General features: G+C 32.9%; 21 protein-coding genes. 10 read left to right on the plus strand and 11 right to left on the minus strand.

Annotated elements, in window-relative coordinates:
- Window positions 1–76: 76 nt before the first annotated feature.
- Window positions 77–1,351, plus strand: coding sequence for an amidohydrolase family protein (locus DG435_RS21475; protein ID WP_106791412.1), 1,275 nt, complete (start codon window positions 77–79; stop codon window positions 1,349–1,351).
- Window positions 1,352–1,524: 173 nt separating this feature from the next.
- Entirely contained in the window at window positions 1,525–2,259 is a 735-nt protein-coding gene (locus DG435_RS21480; protein WP_106791411.1) for a phosphodiester glycosidase family protein, read from the plus strand.
- 61 nt (window positions 2,260–2,320) lie between these two features.
- On the opposite strand, the gene DG435_RS21485 is transcribed toward DG435_RS21480, so the two are convergent.
- Window positions 2,321–2,593: a DNA-binding protein gene (locus tag DG435_RS21485; RefSeq protein WP_108840665.1), complete on the minus strand. Its 273-nt coding sequence runs from the start codon at window positions 2,591–2,593 to the stop codon at window positions 2,321–2,323.
- 272 nt (window positions 2,594–2,865) lie between these two features.
- Here DG435_RS21485 and DG435_RS21490 point away from each other — a divergent pair, with 272 nt between their 5' ends.
- From DG435_RS21490 to DG435_RS21515, 6 genes are all read left to right on the plus strand, one after another.
- Complete coding sequence (locus tag DG435_RS21490; RefSeq protein ID WP_106791409.1) at window positions 2,866–3,501, plus strand: LysE family translocator; 636 nt, start codon at window positions 2,866–2,868, stop codon at window positions 3,499–3,501.
- Window positions 3,502–3,558: 57 nt separating this feature from the next.
- Complete coding sequence (locus DG435_RS21495; protein WP_106791408.1) at window positions 3,559–4,566, plus strand: sensor histidine kinase; 1,008 nt, start codon at window positions 3,559–3,561, stop codon at window positions 4,564–4,566.
- Window positions 4,567–4,584: 18 nt separating this feature from the next.
- On the plus strand, window positions 4,585–5,352 hold the full coding sequence (locus DG435_RS21500) for a LytTR family DNA-binding domain-containing protein (protein WP_106791407.1): 768 nt from the start codon (window positions 4,585–4,587) through the stop codon (window positions 5,350–5,352).
- Between the two features lie 129 nt (window positions 5,353–5,481).
- On the plus strand, window positions 5,482–6,246 hold the full coding sequence (locus tag DG435_RS21505) for a hypothetical protein (protein ID WP_159025463.1): 765 nt from the start codon (window positions 5,482–5,484) through the stop codon (window positions 6,244–6,246).
- Between the two features lie 80 nt (window positions 6,247–6,326).
- Window positions 6,327–7,619, plus strand: coding sequence for an alpha/beta hydrolase-fold protein (locus tag DG435_RS21510; RefSeq protein ID WP_106791405.1), 1,293 nt, complete (start codon window positions 6,327–6,329; stop codon window positions 7,617–7,619).
- A 67-nt stretch (window positions 7,620–7,686) separates the two neighbouring features.
- Entirely contained in the window at window positions 7,687–9,123 is a 1,437-nt protein-coding gene (locus tag DG435_RS21515) for an alpha/beta hydrolase-fold protein (RefSeq protein ID WP_108840666.1), read from the plus strand.
- A 92-nt stretch (window positions 9,124–9,215) separates the two neighbouring features.
- Here DG435_RS21515 and fabD read toward each other — a convergent pair whose 3' ends face one another.
- The 4 genes from fabD to DG435_RS21535 all read right to left on the minus strand — a co-directional run bounded on the left by fabD (window position 9,216) and on the right by DG435_RS21535 (window position 13,522).
- Window positions 9,216–10,097 carry an ACP S-malonyltransferase gene (gene fabD, locus DG435_RS21520; protein ID WP_106791403.1) on the minus strand — a complete coding sequence of 294 codons (882 nt, stop codon included), beginning with the start codon at window positions 10,095–10,097 and terminating at the stop codon, window positions 9,216–9,218.
- Between the two features lie 211 nt (window positions 10,098–10,308).
- On the minus strand, window positions 10,309–11,526 hold the full coding sequence (locus DG435_RS21525; protein WP_108840667.1) for a PorT family protein: 1,218 nt from the start codon (window positions 11,524–11,526) through the stop codon (window positions 10,309–10,311).
- A 206-nt stretch (window positions 11,527–11,732) separates the two neighbouring features.
- Complete coding sequence (locus DG435_RS21530; protein WP_106794794.1) at window positions 11,733–12,584, minus strand: fructosamine kinase family protein; 852 nt, start codon at window positions 12,582–12,584, stop codon at window positions 11,733–11,735.
- On the minus strand, window positions 12,584–13,522 hold the full coding sequence (locus DG435_RS21535) for a dihydrofolate reductase (RefSeq protein WP_106794793.1): 939 nt from the start codon (window positions 13,520–13,522) through the stop codon (window positions 12,584–12,586). The genes DG435_RS21530 and DG435_RS21535 overlap by 1 nt, the downstream gene beginning before the upstream one ends.
- Window positions 13,523–13,587: 65 nt before the next feature.
- On the opposite strand from DG435_RS21535, the gene DG435_RS21540 reads away from it, so the two are divergent.
- On the plus strand, window positions 13,588–14,670 hold the full coding sequence (locus DG435_RS21540; protein WP_106794792.1) for an aminotransferase class V-fold PLP-dependent enzyme: 1,083 nt from the start codon (window positions 13,588–13,590) through the stop codon (window positions 14,668–14,670).
- A gap of 122 nt (window positions 14,671–14,792) precedes the next feature.
- A complete protein-coding gene (locus tag DG435_RS21545; protein ID WP_024770604.1) occupies window positions 14,793–15,089 on the plus strand; it encodes an isoamylase early set domain-containing protein in 297 nt (98 codons plus the stop codon).
- A 74-nt stretch (window positions 15,090–15,163) separates the two neighbouring features.
- On the opposite strand, the gene DG435_RS21550 is transcribed toward DG435_RS21545, so the two are convergent.
- From DG435_RS21550 to DG435_RS21575, 6 genes are all read right to left on the minus strand, one after another.
- Window positions 15,164–15,445, minus strand: coding sequence for a DUF427 domain-containing protein (locus tag DG435_RS21550; protein WP_024770603.1), 282 nt, complete (start codon window positions 15,443–15,445; stop codon window positions 15,164–15,166).
- A gap of 22 nt (window positions 15,446–15,467) precedes the next feature.
- Entirely contained in the window at window positions 15,468–16,442 is a 975-nt protein-coding gene (gene egtD / locus DG435_RS21555) for an L-histidine N(alpha)-methyltransferase (protein WP_106794791.1), read from the minus strand.
- Window positions 16,443–16,458: 16 nt separating this feature from the next.
- Complete coding sequence (gene egtB, locus DG435_RS21560) at window positions 16,459–17,628, minus strand: ergothioneine biosynthesis protein EgtB (protein ID WP_106794790.1); 1,170 nt, start codon at window positions 17,626–17,628, stop codon at window positions 16,459–16,461.
- A gap of 111 nt (window positions 17,629–17,739) precedes the next feature.
- Window positions 17,740–18,165: an energy transducer TonB gene (locus DG435_RS21565; protein WP_106794789.1), complete on the minus strand. Its 426-nt coding sequence runs from the start codon at window positions 18,163–18,165 to the stop codon at window positions 17,740–17,742.
- Between the two features lie 23 nt (window positions 18,166–18,188).
- A complete protein-coding gene (locus DG435_RS21570; RefSeq protein ID WP_106794788.1) occupies window positions 18,189–19,013 on the minus strand; it encodes a thymidylate synthase in 825 nt (274 codons plus the stop codon).
- 148 nt (window positions 19,014–19,161) lie between these two features.
- On the minus strand, window positions 19,162–20,865 hold the full coding sequence (locus DG435_RS21575; RefSeq protein ID WP_106794787.1) for a NupC/NupG family nucleoside CNT transporter: 1,704 nt from the start codon (window positions 20,863–20,865) through the stop codon (window positions 19,162–19,164).
- Between the last annotated feature and the right edge of the window lie 48 nt (window positions 20,866–20,913).

Genomic DNA, 20,913 nt, shown 5'->3' on the forward strand with positions numbered 1-20,913 from the left:
CAATTTATTTTAAATTGTTCCTTTTCTATATTCAAAACTCAATTTTAATTTATAGTAATTTTTCACACCATCACTTATGAGATATCTATACACAGTGCTTTTTGTTTTTATAAGTACGACCATTTTAGCTCAAAACACGTATTTGCAATGCGGAAAACTAATCGATACAAAAGCAGGTAAAATCCTTACCGAAAAAACGATTGTCGTTTCTGGAAATAAAATTATTAAAATCGAAAATGGCTTTGTAGTCGGTAAAAAAGATGATATCACTATAGATCTTAAAAATAAAACAGTGATGCCCGGTTTGATCGATATGCACGTACATCTAGAAGGTGAAACAAATCCAAAGGCATATCTTCAAAAATATACCGATAGCGAAGCAGATGTCGCTTTTAACTCAGTTCAGTTTGCTAAAACAACACTAATGGCAGGTTTTACCACAGTAAGAGACCTGGGAGGGAGCGGAGTAAATATTTCGCTTAAAAAAGCAATTAAAAGCGGACGTATAAAAGGCCCCAGAGTATTTACAGCTGGCAAGTCCCTGGCTACCACTGGTGGACATGCAGATCCTACAAACGGAAGTAAAAGATCATTAATTGGTGATCCAGGCCCAAAAGAAGGCGTAGTAAATAGTATCGAAGATGCTAAAAAAGCAGTACGACAACGCTATAAAAATGGTGCAGATCTCATCAAAATTACAGCTACCGGAGGTGTATTGAGTGTAGCAAAAAGCAGCTCTAATCCTCAATTTACTGTAGAGGAGATTAAGGCTATATGCGAAACCGCAAAAGATTATGGGTTTCATGTTGCAGCGCACGCACATGGTGATGAGGGAATGCAACGTGCTATTCTGGGTGGTGTAAAAACTATTGAACACGGTACATTAATGAGTGAGAAAACGATGGATTTAATGAAACAGCATGATGCATATCTCGTACCTACCATTACCGCAGGAAAAGAGGTTACCGAAAAAGCAGCTATTGATGGGTACTACCCTGCTATTATTGTTCCTAAAGCATTAGAGATCGGTCCAAAAATCCAAAATACATTTAAAAAAGCATATGATCGTGGTGTAGGTATCGCTTTTGGTACGGATGCAGGAGTATTTAAACACGGACAAAACGGAAAAGAGTTTGGTTTTATGGTCGAAGCGGGTATGCCTGCAATGGCAACTATACAAAGTGCTACTACTACCAACGCCAAAATTCTGAATATGCAAGATCAGATCGGGCAAATTACTCCCGGTTTCTTAGCCGATATCGTAGCAGTAAATGATGATCCAACCCAAAAAATAAATACTATGGAGAATGTAGTCTTTGTAATGAAAGACGGAAAAATATATAAGAAATAGTAGGTAGTGCCTGATCGGAAATAGATCCCTATTAGATTTGTTTCTTTTTGCGCAATTTCAATTTATTTTTTATCACCTGATGCTAAGGCATCTGTGTCAAAAAAGAAAATCAAAATTCCATCAAAAATAATTCAAATCATAAAAATCGCCTATTTCAGACCAGGCACTAGGTAATGAAAAAACTCATTGGTTCTATTGTAATACTTGGAGCTCTGGTACTATTAACCAGTTTCTTTTTTGTTAAGAAATCAGAAACCCAAGTTGAAAAATCCAGGTTTTTAAGCTACGAGGTAAACCCATTGCAACAGCAACTACATTTCTATTGGAAAAATGAGAATATTAATACTTACAAAAGCTTTCAAAATTTAAAATCAGAACTTGAAAAAGAAAACAAGGAATTGGTTTTTGCAATGAATGGGGGGATGTATAACAAAGACCTATCCCCTCAAGGGCTTTATATTGAAAATGGAGAAACCAAAGCCAGGATTGACACATCTCAAAGTGGCTATGGTAATTTTTATCTTCAACCCAATGGGATATTCTATTTGACTAAAAAAAACAAACCCGTCATTTGCATCACAAAGATGTTTACGGGTAGTGAAAGTATCAAATATGCCACACAATCTGGCCCTATGCTCTTGATTGATGGAAAAATCCATCCCAAATTTAGAGAAGGGTCTTCTAATGTTCATATTAGAAACGGAGTAGGAATCTTACCCAATGGGAATTTACTTTTTGCCATCTCTAAAGAGAAAACAAACTTTTATGATTTTGCTTCCTATTTTAAACAAAATGGTTGTAAAAACGCATTGTATCTGGATGGGTTTGTATCCAGAGTATATTTACCCTCTAAAAACCGGAATCAATTAGACGGAAACTTTGGCGTAATTATAGGAGAAACAAAATAATATATATACTAGCTTCAAGTTTAAAGTTTAGTATTTGACTTTACACAATCCACACCTCTGGTTATCCTCCATAACCATTAAGAATTTTCATTTTTTGACCTTTTGTATAGAATCCAAAAGTAAATCCTACGGGTTCGGCATATACAAAACTTTGTAGCGTGATATCATACTCAATAGGAGCATTTAAAGTTTTCATGGTATTAATCATGCGATACAGTTTGGTTTTGGAGATTCCTAATTTAGAGATCAATTCTTCTGGTGATCCCGTAGCTTGCATGCGAATGAGTTGATCCATTCGCTCTATCAATTGTATTTGCTTTACCATTAAATTCATAACTATAGATTAAAAATGTACACTGTACTACGAAATATGAGAAATTGCTTTTTTAAATAGTATTCTTTATGGTTTTGACATCGTAATAAAAATCGAAATTATGGTTTTTCCGTAAGAGATAAATACAGATATCTGTAAACTCAGGTCTATTTTAAATTTTGTCTAAAGACATTTACATTCGACATTAAATATTTGAGGCCAGTACTACACAATAGTATTCAGAACTGTAAAAAAAATAATACTTTTATACCATGAACCTGTAATCAAAGTATATGATACCGATCAACGAACTTCTTATATTTGCCCTTGCCTCTCTAGTTATGGTTTTATCTCCCGGACCTAATATGATCTACCTTATTTCGAGATCCTTATCCCAAGGAAAACAAGCTGGGATTATCTCTCTTTTTGGAGTTATCTGCGGATTTTTATTTCATATTCTTATGGTATCGTTTGGGTTAACTGCCATATTCTTTGCAGTGCCTTATGCTTTTGTGATTGTTAAATTCCTGGGAGTTGGTTATTTATTATATTTGGCATACAATACTATTAGATCTGGTGGTACTAAAATATTCGACACCGATCGTTCTTTAAAAGAAGACAAACCTTTTAAGCTATTTAATATTGGGCTTCTTACCAATGTACTCAATCCCAAAATGGCATTGTTTTACTTGTCATTTTTTCCTCAATTTATCAAACCAGAATACGGATCAATTTTAGGGCAAAGTTTTCAATTGGGGATCATACAGGTTATTATTAGTTTTTCAATTAATTTCGGTATCGTTATTTCTGCAGCAAAAATGGCGGATTGGTTTGCCAAAAACCCATTATGGGTAAGGGTTCAAAAGTGGTTTATGGCTTCTGTATTAACAGGATTAGCAGTAAAAATAGCTTTCGCGAAAGCGAAATAATAAATTCAGTTCAAAAGTAAAACCTCCTATTTGAATTGAATGCTATATTTGTAATCTATGACATACTTAAAACTTAATAAATCAGATTATAAGCTTCTTATATTTTACTTTGTTCTGGCTACTCTCTGGGATGTCATTAGATACTATATTTTGGATATGTCATTATTACAATATATAGTAAACTTGCCTCTTTTTTGGGTAAAAACAATTATCCTACTCTTTCTTTTTAAGTACCTCATCATAGAATTACTGGTTAAGAGTAAAAAGTATGTTCTGTTTTTTATTTTGGCACTGGGAAGTGTTATTTTAATCGGTTTTGGATCTCTTATCATTGAGTTTTGGTCTAATGGTAATCCACTAGATTTTTCAGACATGAGTAATCGTTTGTTTTTTAAAAGCTACTATAATTCTGCAATAGATATTGCTATGCCTCTAGGGTTATTGTTGGGTAAAAAGTACTATGAAAACTTTATAAAAGTTAATCAAATTGAAAAAGAACAACGAGAAACAGAACTTAAGTTATTACGATCACAGTTTGATCCTCATTTTTTATTTAATAGCTTAAATACTATGGATGCGCTTATTGATTCTTCTCCTCAAAAAGCAAAAGTGTATACTGCGCGATTAGCTGCATTATATCGTTACCTAATCCAAACCAAGGATCAGGAAGTCGTCTCTTTGAAAGAAGAAATCAAATTAGCCGAAAACTATTTCTTTCTTATCAAAACACGATTTGGGCATTCTTATGAATTTAAAATACCCGAAACCAACCTTCCAAAAGATAAATATCTACCTACCGGCGCGCTACAAACGGTTATTGAAAATGCAGTAAAACACAATAAACCAACTAATGATCAAATCATTACTACACAAATCACGATTACCGAAGATCTTATCCTGGTCAAAAATAATACCTCAAACACTTCAGAAACTAATCATTCTTCAGGAAGCGGACTACAGAATATAAAAAAACGGTATCTTTTGCTTTCTGATAGAAAAGTAACAATTGAAGAAGATAAAGCGTATTTTACTGTTTCGCTACCACTTTTAACATTAAAAGACTAAAACCACATCGTTGATCCTATGCATATTCTGATTTTAGAAGATGAAATTCCGGCTTATGAAAAACTTGAACTATATCTTACCGAGTATTTTGAGTCACATCTTACTTTAGATTGGTCCAGGTCAGTAAATGAGGCCACAGCTTTGTTTTCTAAACACCAGTATGATTTAATCCTTTCAGATATTCAATTATTAGATGGCAATGCATTTGATCTCTTTGATCAAATACCAATATCTTCTCCTATTATCTTTTGTACAGCTTATGATACGTTTCTATTAGATGCTTTTAAAACTAATGGCATCGCATATATCCTAAAACCTTATTCAAAAGAAGAGCTTTCTGAAGCACTTCGTAAATATGAAACTCTTATTGCATTACCAAAAAACACGCCTTCGGTAGACAAAAATGTTTTTAAAGAGCTTAAAGAATTAATGACTCCCGAAAAAAGACAATTCCTAAAACGTTTTGTGATTAAAAAAGGAAATGGTATCAAGTTGATTGATACAAGTACAATATCCTTAATCGAGGCTTATGGAGATTTTTGTAAGATCACAGATATAAAAGGCAATATACATAGAGCAACGCAAAAAATAGGCACTCTAATCGATCAGTTAGATCCAAAAGTTTTCTTCAGAATTAACAGAAGTCAAATGGTTAATATCAATCACATCAAGGCAATGGACAGCCATAGCAAAAACAGATTATTAATTATCCTGGATGGAGTTGAGCAAAGTGTAATCACTAGCTCCAGTACAACTTCTGCATTCAGAAAATGGGTGCAATTTTAAGCGAGTACGTACTTTAATTCTTCAACGGTAAAAAGAAACGCTTTACTGTTCTTTTACCCCAATTCATCACTATTTTAAGATTAGCTTTGGGGCTATATGCTATATTTAACTCAGGTTATTACTAAAAATATGAGAAATAAAATTGTAGTCGTATTGATTAGTTTTTTAATGTACCATGGATTTGGGCAAGAAAACGAATCTTATTCTAAATTATTAAAAGAAGCCTGGGGTCTATACCAATCTAAAGAATTTTATAAATCCGGTCAAAAATATACAGAAGCGTTCGATGTATTAGGCAGTCAATCAAATATGTCTAACAAAGAGGTTTCTAATCGATTTAATGCTGCATGCGCCTGGGCATTGGCAAAAGAATCAGATGCTGCATTTCTGCAATTACTTAAAATAGCAAAAAAAGGAAAGTTTTCTAATTATAAGCAGCTAACGAGTGATAACGATTTAAAATCTCTATATACTGATCCAAGGTGGAAAGAAGTCACAGAAATTGTAGCAGCCGAATATGAAAAAATTAAACCTTTATCTAAGGAAGAATTAAAATCAATTTTCAAAAAATATAAAGATGCTCACCAAAAAGTCTTCAAAAAAGGATCTACAGTAGCAGACGTAGACTTTTTATATCGTTTTTACACAACAGATTTTGAATATAACCACCCCGGATATGGCGGTATTTATTCCAGAGAATTGCTTTATAACAATACCGTTAAATACTTAAAAAAAGGTAGTTATAATGATTTTCCAAAAAGCAAAATTGTAAATATAATTATTGGATTAAACGCTATTGTTATAGAAGAATTACAAGAGGATGAAACCGAAAGTACAATGACGCTTATAAAATTTAGAAAAGATAAAATCTATTATATCGAAGAATATTGGTAATCATGAATCAATCATTGATCCTTATGATTTGGTAGTAAGAACAAATCAATTATTAGTAAAAAAACCTCATCAATCACATTATGAAAACGAATAGTTTCTCTATAATTACAATCCTTTTATTCACATTTATTTTCACTGGGAAAGCGCAACAATCTCATGAATCGTCATTATCCAAAATCTCCTCTTCTCCTATCACTTATGCAGAAAAGATTACTTTTCATTCTAAGATACTGGATGAAAATAGAGTCATGAATATTTATATTCCCGAAAGTTTTCATGAAGCTTCAAAAGATCATACATATCCTGTAGTGATGATAAGCGGTTCTCATGGTGTTAAGTTTTTTCAAATGATATCTGGAGTTATACGACATCTAAGTTCTGTTACTCGAATGCCCGAAGCTATTGTTATTAGTTTTGAAGAAGAAACACATTATGCTCCTAATGTATATAATAATGGCATGTGGGGAAACAGAGAGAAACTTGAATTTAATGCCGATCCAGATAAATTCACAAAACACCTTAAAGAAGAACTATTTCCGTATTTAAAAGAACAATATCGCGCTGCTGATTACAGAATGATCATTGGAGTATCAGGAAGTAGTGTATATCCACTACACACATTTGCAAAGGAACCAGATCTGTTTCAGGCACATATTACTGTTGCTACAGCAGATATGATTGGTATGGGTTACCAACCCAACACTACCTTCATAGATGCTTTTGAAGAAAGTTTTGTTAAAAACCCCAATCGTAAAGCACAATTCTACCTGGGTGTCTCCGAAAATGATATTAGTAAAAACAAACCCTATATCAAGAATATGGAAGAGTTGAAAAAGCGCTTGTCTCCATTTACTTCGAAAAACTTAAACCTAAAAGTTGAAGTGATTCCTAATGAAGATCATTATGCATGTATCATAAAAGCACTGCTTTCTTCAATAGAAATGATTTTTCCGAAAGAAAAATGGTCTCCAAGGTTTAGGGATATCATAAAACAACCAGGGAATGCTTTAAAGAATATTGATGTTTATCACCAAAAGCTATCAACAACATATGGCTTTTCTATTTTACCAAAAGCTGAACGATGGAATAGTGTAAATTCTTTACGATTTATTGGTAGAAAATTATTACAAGATGGAAGAGTTAAAGAATCTATAGAGGTTTTTAAACGACGAATACAGTATCGCCCTCAATCTCCATGGGCATATAGCAGTCTATCTGAAGCATTAGAAAAAAACAATCAACTCAATGCTGCACTAGAAGCACAGCAAAAGGCATTGCAACTCGCCAAAGAATATGATACCGAATACCTATCTGTATATGAAGAGCAATTGGCTAAAATTAAAACCAAACTTGAGAAACAAGATAAACGATAATTTATACCCGTTGTGCATTTTAAGATTAATACTATAAAAAAAGCGTCAATTCGAGTGGTTTTTCATAGTGAAACGAAGAAAAATTGTATCGAGAATAGCTTTTTTGATCCCAAATCCTATTCTCGATACACTTCTTCCTATGGTCGAAGCACTCGAATTGACGAATTTGGGATCCAAAAATATCAAAATGCACAACAGGTTAATTTCTATTATGTTATACATATCATCTATGAATATTAAACATCTATTTTTATTATGTATCCTAATTAATTTAATTTTCTGTTCTTCATTCTCGCAAATCCAGATAACAGAAAATACTATAGGAAAAAACTTTGTAATTCCTTCTAAAATACTAAATGAAGAAAGAAAAATTCAAATCTTTCTACCAGAAGATTATGATAATTCTTCAAAAAAATATCCAGTAATTTACATATTAGACGGGCAACGGCTTTTTCTTCATGCAGTAAGTTTATCACAATCCTTTAAAAAATTTAAACTCACCCCAGAATGTATCATTGTTGGGATTACGAATACATATCCCAAACGATTTGGTCATTTTAGTGCTGGAGCAAAAACCTTTTTAAGTTTTATCGCTCAAGAACTTATTCCATATACAGATCAAGAGTTTAAAACATCTGGAGAGCGATTATTGTTTGGATGGGAATATGCCGGTGGTTTTGTTATTGAGACTATGACCAAAAATCCTGAGCTATTTAATGGATATATGGCAGCAAGTCCTTTCCCTATTCATGATACAAGCTTACCCATATCTGCAAACAGGATGAAATCTCTGGATAGTGTCCTTAGTGCCAAAAAAAAGCTCGAAACTTTTCTGTTTTTTACTTCCAGTACTCATGAAGGTGTAGTAACAGAGGGGACCGAATACCTTAAAAACAAACTAGAATCAGAAGCTCCCGATACCTTGAGGTGGGAATATACCTATCTACAAAACGAAGAGCATCGCTCTACCCCATATCACACCCTTTATCATGGTTTAAAACAATATTATCGTTATTATCCAGAACTTCGGTTCAACTCCTTAGAAGAATATAAAAAATTAGGAGAAATGGATAATGTGATTACCTATTATAAAAAGAGAGCAGAACAATTTGGTTTTCCCGAAAAAGTTGCACAACCTACAATGTGGAATCTTGTAAAAAAAGCTTCTGATGAAGATAATTATACGGCATTTAACACTTTTATGAATCAGTTTAAACCTAATGACTTTCTTGAACACCTAAGAACAAATTGGGGATGTGTCTTTGCTGCATTTTATATGAAACACAACCAACCCGAAAAAGCAAAGGAACTGTACGTTTTTTTTAATAAGAAATCTCCTAACTCGGCACGCCCGGTTAATGGATTAGGCGATGTTTATCGTGCTTTAAAAAATAAAAAAGAAGCTATGATGTATTATAAACGTGCTATTCGACTTGGCAAGAAAAATTCTGACTGGAGATTAGAGGAATATGAAAAAGATCTATCTGATTTAAAAAACGAGTAAGCTCCAGAATCAAACCATTAAGCTGTACATATCGGTTATAAAAAACCTCGCAGAAGATCTTCTGCGAGGTTTATAATTTATCGTTGAAATTCTTACATCGAAGCCGAAATAGTTTCCATAGATCGATCTACTTTTTTAACCAGTCCTGATAATACTTTTCCTGGTCCAACTTCGGTAAATGATGTTGCACCATCTTTGATCATATTTTGTACACTTTGTGTCCATTTTACAGGTGCAGTAAGTTGTGCGATCAAGTTCTTTTTAATTTCCTCGGGATCTGTAACTGCTTTTGTGGTTACATTTTGATACACTGGGCAATTAGGCACATTAAATGTCGTAGCTTCAATCGCTGCAGCCAATTCTTCTCTGGCTGGTTCCATTAATGGCGAATGAAAAGCGCCTCCTACAGGCAATACCAATGCTCTTCGGGCTCCTTTTTCTTTCATCAACTCACAAGCTTTTTCGATAGCTTCTACTTCGCCAGAGATTACTAATTGCCCTGGGCAATTATAATTTGCTGCTACTACAATTCCATCTGTTGCTTCACACCCTTGCTCTACTACCTCATCTTCTAATCCCAAAACAGCTGCCATTGTAGATGGTTTTAACTCACATGCTTTTTGCATTGCCATCGCTCGTTTGGATACCAATCGTAATGCATCTTCAAAATTAAGAGTTCCATTAGCAACCAAAGCAGAAAATTCACCTAAAGAATGTCCCGCAACCATATCTGGTTTAAAACTATCTCCTAATACTTTACTTAAGATAACAGAATGTAAAAAGATAGCGGGTTGTGTTACTTTAGTTTGTTTTAACTCATCTGCGGTACCTTCAAACATAATTTTGGTAATCTCAAACCCTAAGATATCATTTGCTTTATCAAAAAGTTCTTTAGCGATATCTGAGTTTTCATATAGGTCAAGACCCATTCCCGAAAATTGAGCTCCTTGACCAGGAAATACATATGCGTTCATATGATACTGTGTATTTAAAATTTTGACAAAAGTAAGGATAAAGTTGGTACGAGTAACTAGAATTTTTGTTTTGGGCGTCCGGGCGGGCTATTCGCTACAATTCCTCGCATTATCTACCCCTAGACAACACTTCGTTAAACTCAGTATCTTAGTTTAAAAAGACAATACTCGGGATTTCTACTACTATCCCTAACGCAACAAGTTGTCTTATTTAAAATATAGAATACCCAAAGATTATAGACAGTGTTTTATAATCAGAACTCCAATCTGCATAATCATTTAAGATATCATGACTTAATCCATATCTACATTCCAAACTATATTTATCATTGTATTTGTATCCTAAACCAAAAGTTAAATTGCTTCCTGCCTGAATATCCAAATTTTCACTATGTTCAAAAGTAATATTTGAGTTTAGATTTAAAACAAATGCAAAAGAGCTATTGATAAATAATTTTGAATCTTCATTTAAAAACATATAATGTCTAATCCCAATAGGTATTTCTAAAGACTTGTAATCCACCTCAATCTGTTCTGTTCGCTCAATAACAGTATTCGGGTTTAAAATTCTTTCGTTTTCTGATTTATAATATTGATATTTTGGCTCAACCAGCACGGCCCATTTGTTTTTGTTAAACGGTAAAATGAATTCAGCTTCAACTCCAAACCTGAATCCTAATTCATTACCAAAATCCATATTATATGATGAAAACAAAGCATCATTGCGTATGGATAGAGAAGAACTATTTAAACCAAGTCTCACTGTTAAATTAAATAAATCTCTTTTTTGTTTCTTTTCAAAATTGATGGATTTTGAATTGTTACATTTATTGTATTTCTCAAAAAGAGCTTTTAGTTCATTTTTATAATAATCTACATTTTTAAAAGTGTTCATTGAAATGCCTTTGCATTTTAAATCACTCCATAACTGCTGCCTATATCTATTGTTTATATTTATTTTGTTTTCTGGGGTTAAATATTTTTTAAATATTAGTTGCTTAACTTCAGAATTATCTACACTATAAAAAAACTTTGACAAGTTTTTACCTTCAAATGAGTACAAATTAGCTTTTCCTTCTATTACTACCTTTAAAAAAAGTTCTTCTTCTTTAAATGTAAGATTTCCACTAGTACTCAATTTGCTCATTACATTGCTTGATCTCTCTATCATAACTACATGTCTACGATATTTTAATATATCATAAACCCCAAACTCTTTAACAGATTTGATCGTGATTTTCTTATGTTCTGTATCTTCTGATAATCTATATTCAAATTCGGTTGGATTATTTTTCCAATCAATATTTCTAATTTGGCAATCAATTTTTTGACCAGAATTATCGATATAATAACCTTTCTGGAAAGTAATTTGTGAATAGCAATTAATATTTAAAATTACGATTAAAAGAAATAGTAGTTGTTTTTTCATTTTAGATTAGCTAATTATTATTTAGTTAGATAAGGGCTTTAGGTTTTCAAATTTTCTTTTAAGCCACAAAGAATTCTATAGATTAAAATGTAATATTCTATGCAATAGTAGAACATCTCAGTTTCATTTTTCGGAACTGAAAAAACTTAATTCAAATTATTTATCTCTAATTTATATAACCGTCTAAAAAAAGTAAGGTGAGTTTATTACGAATACCGCTTTACAATACTTTTTACCTTATTGTAATAAGAACTCCCAAACAGGTTAAGGTGAACCAAGAGGTAATACAATTGCCAAATCGGTAATCGATCTTTCCAATTCCCGACAAGAGGAAAAACTTCATTATAGACATCAAATACTTTAGAGTTAAAACCTCCAAAAAGATGCATCATACCTATATCCATTTCTCTGGGTGCATAAGCAACTGCTGGATCAATAAGACAAGGATATCCCTGCATATCAATCATAAAATTACCACTCCATAAATCACCATGAATCAGGCTTGGTTTTTCGTCTGGAATTTCATCTTTAATCGTTTTATAAAATGTATCTAAGTTTGAAAATTTAAATCCTTTTTGTCGCGATAATTCAAATTGTGGTTGTAATCGCTGGGTCACATAGAATTGATATGTAGAATCACATACAGTATTATACTGCGGTAAACTCCCGATATAATTATCATTTTCGAAACCAAAATAAGAATCATTTTGTTGGTGTAGAACTGCTAATTGTTCTCCAAACGTTTCCCAAAAATCATCTGTTTGTTTTCCAGAATCAATATATTCTAATATCAAAAAAGCAATATCATCAAATTCACCGAAATGAATAATATCTGGTATGGTAAATGTGTTTGAATCTTTAAGTTTTTCAAGACCTTTGGCTTCTGTCTTGAACATCCCAGGGAATTTTGAAGCACTATTAAGTTTAGCAACAACCTTTTGATGGCTAGTCTGTATAAGACAGACCTCATTAATATCTCCACCTGATAATGGCTGTATCGCTATTATCTTTTCTGAAAGTAATTCTTCAAAATGAGATGTGAATTTTGAAGAGCGCATTATTTTTTAATATACGTCAAATACGTAAAAGGGTACTTATGCTTTTCGTCTATATCATGAAATTCTTCTTTCTCCAACTTCCAGGCTTTAGCATCAATTTCAGGAAAAAAAGCGTCTGCTTCAAAAGACTCATGTACCCGGGTCAACTCTATACAATTTGCATAATCCATCCCTATGGTATAAATCTCGCCACCTCCTATAATAAAAGGTTGTGCATCACCTTTAGCAATTTCTAAAGCATCCTGCATGTTATGCACTACTATTACACCTTCTGCCTGATAGTTTGTATTTCTGGTAATAACAATATGTACGCGGTTTGGAAGTAATTTAGGAAAAGTTTCAAAAGTTTTACGTCCCATAATAATATGATGGCCGGTCGTTAGTTTTTTAAACCGCTTAAAATCATCTGGCAAATGCCAAACCAGATCATTATCCTTACCTAAGGCATTATTTTCTCCTGCCGCTGCAATCATTGTAATCATATTCTTAGTTTCTTTTAACTCTCCCACAATCTCTGATGTTTTTCCTTTTATAAATCCTTCTTTCTTTTTAACCAATTCTTCTTTGGGGTACATTAAATCTACATCTTTTTGAAGTAAAACAATTTCTTCTTTTTGTTTGGTAATTAATCGTTCCATCTGGCGATCTGCCCACTCTTGCCCCATAAATGTACTAAACAACCACACATTACAAAAATGTACTACCAAAAGGAATGCCCAGCAAAGTATTGCAATAATATACCAATCTATTCCTAATAAGGTAACCTCTTTTCCATAACCAAATACTAGATTGAGAATTGCTAAGAATATTGATCCAACTATAAAAATAATAAAGTGCTGAAATAATCTTTTTTTCTGAATAACACGTTTACGTGCATGCTCATATAGCTCACGTTGCTGTGGGTCAATTTGTGTTGTTTCTTTCTTTTTTGAAAACATATTAATGCTAACTTAGTACCGGCAAGTAAAGATATAGTTTTTACCAAAAAGCACTAAAATTACTTATGAAGAATTTAAGAAAAGAGTTTCCTGTTTTATCTCATAATACATATCTCAATACAGCATCTTCTGGATTACTTTATGATTCGCTTTTAGATTTTAGACAAGAACATGATTTAGATTTTCTTATTGGTGGAAGCCTATTTAGAGATCATCAACAGGACTTTTTAAATAATGTGCGTAAAACTATTGCAACATTTTTTGGAAGTTCTAATGACAATGTGGTATTAACTCCTAATTTTTCTTTAGGGTTCAATACGATATTGAATGGGTTAGATAAAAATAAAAAAGTATTATTGCTGGATGAAGACTATCCTTCAATTAACTTTGCTGTAACTAGCAAAGGATTTGATGTTTGCTATGCTATAATAGATGCTACAGTAGAACAAAATATTGAAAGTGCCATACAAAAACACAAGCCTGATATTTTTGCATTTAGCCTAATACAATACATTAATGGTATTGCAATAGATCTTGATTTTCTTACCGCATTAAAAACCAAATATCCTGATGTGCTTTTTATCGCCGATGCTACACAGTTTTGTGGCACTAGAGCTTTCGATTTTAATGCTTCGGGAATTGATATTTTGGGATGTAGTGGCTACAAATGGTTACTGGGAGGATATGGTAATGGATTTATGTTGTTTAACCATCAAATATTAGATCAGATTACACCTTCTTCATATATCGATGCTGCTACCAAAACCAATTATGATCCTTCATATACAAGTTTGCAAGCAAGATTTGAATGTGGTCATTTGGACACCTTTAATTTTGGAAGCTTACAATATTCTCTGAATTTTCTAAACAAAATAGGCATTGCAACTATTGAAGATCATATGAACAAATTATGTGAGTATGCAAAATCAGAATTTACCAAACTAAATCTATTAGAAGAAAATGTGGTAAAGCGACAAAAACATAGTACTATTTTTAATATAAAGGGTGATCAGGAGCTACATTTACATTTAAAAAAACATCAAATAATTACTTCTCTTCGTGGACAGGGTATTCGAGTTAGCCTTCATTTTTATAACACAAAAGAGGATTTAGAAAAATTACTTGATATACTACATCGTTATCGTTAATATCTTATTGTTAAATGTTGATTAAATTACTGATAATCTGACACTTCCTCCTTTTCGCTTTTAATGTTTTGCAGTAACTTTAGTTTTTAATTTATTAACCAATATTTAATAGTACATAAATTATGGCGATTACTAAGCAATACTTAAAATCTAAACCTATTTGTAAAGTTACCTTTATTGTTCCTGCGAAAGAAGCAAATAATGTAAGCGTAGCTGGAGAATTTAATGAGTGGAATACAGAAGCTACCATTTTGAAGAAGTTAAAAAATGGAAACTTTAAAGGGACCATCAATCTTCCTAAAGACAATAAATTTGAATTTAAATATATTGTAGATGGTGAATGGACCAATGAAATCGAAGCTGATGGATACCAGTGGAACGATTTTGCTGCTACAGATAATAGTTTACTTGTAATCTAAGACTAAAGACTTCGGTTTTTATCAGGTCTAATTGATTTTTAACTCTAATAAATCTTATAAGGTGTTGAAAGGTGTTAATCCACAACCTCAACACCTTTCCAAAAGGCAACATAATCTTTAATTTGTTTTGCTAAATCACTGGTATTTGGATAATACCATGCTGCATCCTTGTTTTCTTTTCCATCTACCTCGATTGTATAATACGATGCCACTCCTTTCCATGGACAATTAGTATGCGTGTCACTCGACTTAAAAAATTCTTTTTTTATTGCTTCTGGCGGAAAATAATGATTATTTTCTATCACTTTGGTATCATTACTTTCTGCTATCACTTGTCCGTTCCAAATTGCTTTCATATTCTGGGTATTTTTTATTTTGTTATTCTTCTTTTGTAATTAGATAGTCTTTATAGTCATTATTCTGGTCAGAAAAAGATTTCACGATTTTTAAACCAGATTCTTTTGCCAGCCATTTTACAATATCATCATCATATTTTTGAGAAATCTCGGTATGAATGCTTTCCCAGGCTTCGAAGTGAACTTGTAATGATAAACCATCAATATCAACAGTTTGCTTTTCTTTACTCACCAAATAACTTTTGGCAGTTCCATTTTCGGGATCATACGTTTCCCAGTGCATGAATTTATCCAGATCAAAATTTCCATTAAGTTCTTTATTGATTCTTGCCAAAACATTTTTATTAAAAGCTGCTGTTACTCCAGATTTGTCGTTATATGCATCCAAAACTTTCTGGGGGTGTTTTTTTTGGTCAAACCCTATAAAAAGCAAATCACCAGTATGCATTGCATTGTATAATTTTTTCAAAAACTGAATGGCTCTTGCATGTAATAGATTACCTATATTAGATCCCAGAACCATAATTACTTTTTTACGGTCGCTCATGTGCTTTAATCGATCTAAGACTTCAAAGTACTCACCTATTTGTCCTTGTACAGTAACTCCAGGCATTTCTTGGTTTAAATTTTTTACCAATCCATCAATAGCATTTTCGCTAATATCAATGGGGTTATAAGTAAAATTATAGTGTTGATTTAGCAATTCTTGCAATAACACTTTTGTTTTTTTTCCGTCACCTGCTCCCAATTCGATTAAGTCAAAACCTTCTTTGTGGGTATCAAATTTTTGAATAATATCAGATTTATGAGTTTCAAAAATTTCATATTCTGCTCGTGTGAGATAATATTCTGGCAATGCCATTATTTGTTGGAAGAGTTCATCTCCTATTTCATCATAAAAAAATTTAGATGATAAATATTTTGGAAACGCAGTTAAACCTTCGCATACTTCTTTCTCGAAAGTAGAAACCAATACTTTTTGATCTTTAGAATTCATGTAAAAAATAGAGTTATTAATCCTTCACTAATCGCAATCCTGTAAATTGCCATCTAAGGTGTGGGTGAAAAAAATTGCGATATGTTGATCTTGTATGGTTTCGTGGTGTAGCTACCGATCCTCCTCGCAACACTTTCTGATTAACCATAAATTTTCCGTTATACTCACCTAATGCTCCAGGAGCTTTTTTGTAGTTAGGATAAGGCGAATATGCACTTTCTGTCCATTCCCATCGTATCCCCCATTCGAAAAGAGATTGTGCAGTTTCCCATTCGAACTCGGTTGGTAATCGCTCTCCTTTCCATTGGGCAAAAGCAAATGCTTCATAGAACGAAATGTGAGTAACCGGAGCTGTATAATCCACTGTTTTTAATCCCCGTAAGGTATACTGATAGTATTGTCCATCTATTTTATGCCAATACAATGGAGCTTTGATGTTATCTTTATGTATCCAATCCCAGGCTTCTGCATGCCATAACAAGCTATTTTCATACCCTTTATCTTCGATAAAATCAAGATATTCTCTATTTGTCACAAGTGCATTTGCAATCGTATACTCTCTAAGATATACTTTATGTCTGCCAAGCTCATTGTCATAACAAAATTTATTTCCTGTATATCCAATCTCATAAATACCTGCTTCTACAGTACTATATTCAGGAGTTTGATCATCATTAGAAATAGGGTTTTCAGAAAACGTATCATTATATTTAGGAAACAACGGATTATTTCCCAATATAAATTTTATATCTGTAATCAATAATTCTTGATGTTGTTTTTCATGATGAATACCAATCTCTACCAATTCTCTAATTTCTGGATCATCATTTTCCTCTAAAAAAGTCTGCAAGTGCGAGGTAATATAATCTCTATATTCATATACTTCACTTACTGTTGGTCTAGAAAGATTTCCTCTATCGGTACGTATTACCCGTTTTCCAACACTTTCATAATAGCTATTAAAAACATAGGCATACTCTGGATGAAATCGTTTAAAACCTGACACATATTTTGATAGAATGAATTCTTCAAAAAACCAGGTAGTATGTCCTAGGTGCCATTTTGGAGGAGAAACATCTACAATTGGCTGGATGACATAATCTTCTATCTGGAGAGGAGCACAAATTTCTTCGGTATCTGATCGGGTTCTTAAAAAGGAAGTTATTAAATTATCTATAATGATCATAAAAAAGAGTGTATACAACTTACGTATACACTCAAATTTACTGATTTTTATTATTTTTTATCCTATAACAAGGTTAATCCAATGTTAAAATTAGAATGCCCAATCTATATATTACTGTGGTTTTCTAAAAGTAATTGGAACTGTATAAGCGATAGCTATTGGTTTTTCTCCCCATTTACCGGGTTTCATCTTAGGTATAGCTCTAATAATTCTAATAGCTTCTCTTTGTAAGTATCTATGTGCTCCTGTAACTTCAAGCACTTCTACTTTTCCTTTTTTATTTATAATAAACTCTACCGTTACTGTACCGCTTAATCCTTCGTTCAAAGCAATTTCTGGGTACTCAAAATTTTGAATAATATGATTTCTCAATTTTTGGTCAAAACATTGAGTAGGAGTCTGTCTTGATCGATCACATTTTGGCCACATCGGTGTGATTCCTTTTTCATTCGCATTTTCCTGCGATAAAATTATTGCATCCTGGGAAAAAGAAATTCCCGAAAGCAAAAGTGTTAAAATAAGTAATGTTTTTTTCATCGTAGTTCATTTAAAATTTGGGCTTAAACTGCAACCCTTCCCTTTATATGAGAGTGTGGATCATAGTCTACTAACTTGAAATCATCAAAAACGAAGCCAAAAATATTTTTCACCTCTGGATTAAGTATCATTTTGGGTAATTTTCGAGGTGTTCTAGATAGCTGAAGTTCTAGTTGTTCTTTATGGTTATTGTAGATATGAGCATCTCCAAAAGTATGTATAAACTCACCTGCTTCGTAGCCGCAAACCTGTGCCATCATCATGGTAAACAAGGCATAAGAAGCTATATTAAATGGTACTCCTAAAAAAATATCTGCGCTACGCTGATACAGTTGACAAGATAGCTTACCATTAGCAACATAAAATTGAAAAAAAGCATGACAAGGAGGCAATGCTGCCTTACCGTTAGCCACATTTTCAGAAAATGACTTTGATGTATCCGGTAGAACGCTTGGGTTCCAGGCAGATACTAACATACGTCTACTATCGGGGTTGTTTTTAAGCGTCTCTACTATTTCTTTGATCTGGTCAATTTCGTTACCATCCCAATTACGCCATTGATGACCATACACAGGACCTAAATCTCCATTATCATCAGCCCATTCATTCCAGATACGAACACCATTCTCCTGAAGGTAGCCTACATTGGTATCTCCTTTCAAAAACCATAATAATTCGTGGACTATAGATTTTAGATGTAGTTTTTTGGTAGTAACCATAGGGAAACCTTCACTTAGATCAAAACGCATTTGATAACCAAAAACGCTTTTTGTGCCTGTTCCAGTTCGATCTTCTTTTGCATTTCCATTTTCAATTACATGATTCACAAGATCAAGATATTGCTTCATATTCTCTCTTACAGTTTATGTTTATGTTAATCTTTAAAGTTAAAAGTGCTTTCCAAATATACAAAAAATAGCATACGAGGCACTCTTTAATTTATTGATTTAAGGATTGTTGTACAATAGTTTTTAACAATACATTATGAAAAAACTATTATCCTATTATCATTCCTGCAATTGTAGCAGATAACAGGGATGCTATCGTACCTCCGATCAGTGCTTTCATACCAAATTCAGACAATGTTTTTCGCTGACCAGGTGCCAACGAACCAATACCTCCTATCTGTATTCCGATTGAAGCAAAATTTGCAAAACCACATAGCATATAAGTAGCCATAATCACAGATTTATTATAGGTAAAATGTAGTGCGTTAGCTGGGTTTTTTAAATCTGCTAATTGTATATATCCTACAAACTCACTTGCTGCCAATTTAATTCCTAGGAGTTGACCCATTAAAGCTATATCTTCTTTGGCGACTCCAATCATCCACATTAATGGCGCAAAAAGATAACCTAAAATAAGTTCAAGAGATAAGCTTTGGTAGGCTGTGTTTGATGCTATCCAAGTGTTTATAGAAGTGATGTCTCCAACCCAACTTAATACACCGTTCAGCATAGCAATAAAGGCTACAAACACTAATAACATAGCACCAACATTTACAGCTAGTCTTAAGCCTTCAGTTGTTCCGTTTGCTATAGCGTCTAAAATATTAGATCCTATTTTTTCTGAAGAAACATGCACGTCTGTATTAATTTTTTCTGTTTGCGGAAATAGTATTTTAGAAATAACAATTGCTCCAGGAGCTGCCATTACTGATGCTGCTAATAGGTGTTTTGCAAATTGTAATCGTAAAACCGGGTCGTCTCCTCCTAAAAACCCAATATATGCTGCCAGTACGGCTCCAGCAACAGTTGCCATGCCACCGATCATAACTAATAGCATTTCAGACTTATTCATCTTTTCTAAATATGCTTTAATTAATAGAGGCGCTTCTGTTTGGCCTAAAAAGATGTTACCAGCGACACTTAAACTTTCTGCTCCAGATATCTTGAGTGCTTTGGTCAACAACCAAGCTAAGCCTTTTACTACTTTTTGAATAATACCTAAATAAAATAATAAGGAAGTTAAAGCTGAAAAGAATATAATAGTTGGTAATACTTGAAAAGCGAATATAAAACCAAAAGTATCCATATCTACAACCAAACCTTCAAACAGAAATTTACTTCCCGCTCTAGTAAAGTCTAAAACACTAACAAATAGGCCTCCAACCCATTCAAATATCGTTTGAACAAACGGTACTTTTAAAACTCCAATAGCAATTATTAATTGAAATCCAACACCTAATCCAACTGTTTTCCAATTAATAGCTTTTCGGTTACTGCTAAATAAAAATGCAATTATCAGAAGTGCTATCATTCCTAAAATACCTCTCCATAAACTATTAAACGAAAATCCTTGATTGGGTATAAGCTGATTAACCTCTGCAACAGGAGCTACTTGTACAGTTTCTTCCTGAGTAGTAAGAGCATATGATATATTATTTTTTGAAATGACCAGCGTAGAATCAGTTAAGGTAGTAACTTTATATCGTATAAGGGAATCTTGAGCTGTCTCGGGGAAAAGTAATAAAACGCTATTTTGCTGTAAATAATCTCCTTGTAGTATTTCTGAAGCACCATTAAAGGAATATGAAAACTGGCCTTGTTCTAATGAAAGATAATCTCCCTTTTTAACGGCAAAAGTTTCTTCTGGAGTTCCGTTAACTTTTTCTAAAATCCATTTTTTCTCTATGGATTGTGCTGATAATATGGTGAAAACGAATAGTGATAACAGAAAAGTAAGTAATCCTTTCTTCATAAAAATTGAACTCATTTAAAATAGATTAGATCTTTAATGCTGACATAC

It is taken from the genome of Aquimarina sp. Aq78 (assembly GCF_900299525.1).
Taxonomy (GTDB): Bacteria; Bacteroidota; Bacteroidia; order Flavobacteriales; family Flavobacteriaceae; genus Aquimarina.

Coding starts and splice junctions, on each gene's coding strand:
- DG435_RS21565 (WP_106794789.1), bottom strand. CDS start 18,165: ATGAAAAAAACATTACTTATTTTAACACTTTTGCTTTCGGGAATTTCT.
- DG435_RS21495 (WP_106791408.1), top strand. CDS start 3,559: ATGACATACTTAAAACTTAATAAATCAGATTATAAGCTTCTTATATTT.
- DG435_RS21545 (WP_024770604.1), top strand. CDS start 14,793: ATGGCGATTACTAAGCAATACTTAAAATCTAAACCTATTTGTAAAGTT.
- DG435_RS21530 (WP_106794794.1), bottom strand. CDS start 12,584: ATGCGCTCTTCAAAATTCACATCTCATTTTGAAGAATTACTTTCAGAA.
- DG435_RS21500 (WP_106791407.1), top strand. CDS start 4,585: ATGCATATTCTGATTTTAGAAGATGAAATTCCGGCTTATGAAAAACTT.
- fabD (WP_106791403.1), bottom strand. CDS start 10,097: ATGAACGCATATGTATTTCCTGGTCAAGGAGCTCAATTTTCGGGAATG.
- DG435_RS21535 (WP_106794793.1), bottom strand. CDS start 13,522: ATGTTTTCAAAAAAGAAAGAAACAACACAAATTGACCCACAGCAACGT.
- DG435_RS21525 (WP_108840667.1), bottom strand. CDS start 11,526: ATGAAAAAACAACTACTATTTCTTTTAATCGTAATTTTAAATATTAAT.
- DG435_RS21550 (WP_024770603.1), bottom strand. CDS start 15,445: ATGAAAGCAATTTGGAACGGACAAGTGATAGCAGAAAGTAATGATACC.
- DG435_RS21570 (WP_106794788.1), bottom strand. CDS start 19,013: ATGAAGCAATATCTTGATCTTGTGAATCATGTAATTGAAAATGGAAAT.
- egtB (WP_106794790.1), bottom strand. CDS start 17,628: ATGATCATTATAGATAATTTAATAACTTCCTTTTTAAGAACCCGATCA.
- DG435_RS21540 (WP_106794792.1), top strand. CDS start 13,588: ATGAAGAATTTAAGAAAAGAGTTTCCTGTTTTATCTCATAATACATAT.
- DG435_RS21485 (WP_108840665.1), bottom strand. CDS start 2,593: ATGAATTTAATGGTAAAGCAAATACAATTGATAGAGCGAATGGATCAA.
- DG435_RS21490 (WP_106791409.1), top strand. CDS start 2,866: ATGATACCGATCAACGAACTTCTTATATTTGCCCTTGCCTCTCTAGTT.
- DG435_RS21475 (WP_106791412.1), top strand. CDS start 77: ATGAGATATCTATACACAGTGCTTTTTGTTTTTATAAGTACGACCATT.
- DG435_RS21480 (WP_106791411.1), top strand. CDS start 1,525: ATGAAAAAACTCATTGGTTCTATTGTAATACTTGGAGCTCTGGTACTA.
- egtD (WP_106794791.1), bottom strand. CDS start 16,442: ATGAATTCTAAAGATCAAAAAGTATTGGTTTCTACTTTCGAGAAAGAA.
- DG435_RS21510 (WP_106791405.1), top strand. CDS start 6,327: ATGAAAACGAATAGTTTCTCTATAATTACAATCCTTTTATTCACATTT.
- DG435_RS21575 (WP_106794787.1), bottom strand. CDS start 20,865: ATGAAGAAAGGATTACTTACTTTTCTGTTATCACTATTCGTTTTCACC.
- DG435_RS21505 (WP_159025463.1), top strand. CDS start 5,482: ATGAGAAATAAAATTGTAGTCGTATTGATTAGTTTTTTAATGTACCAT.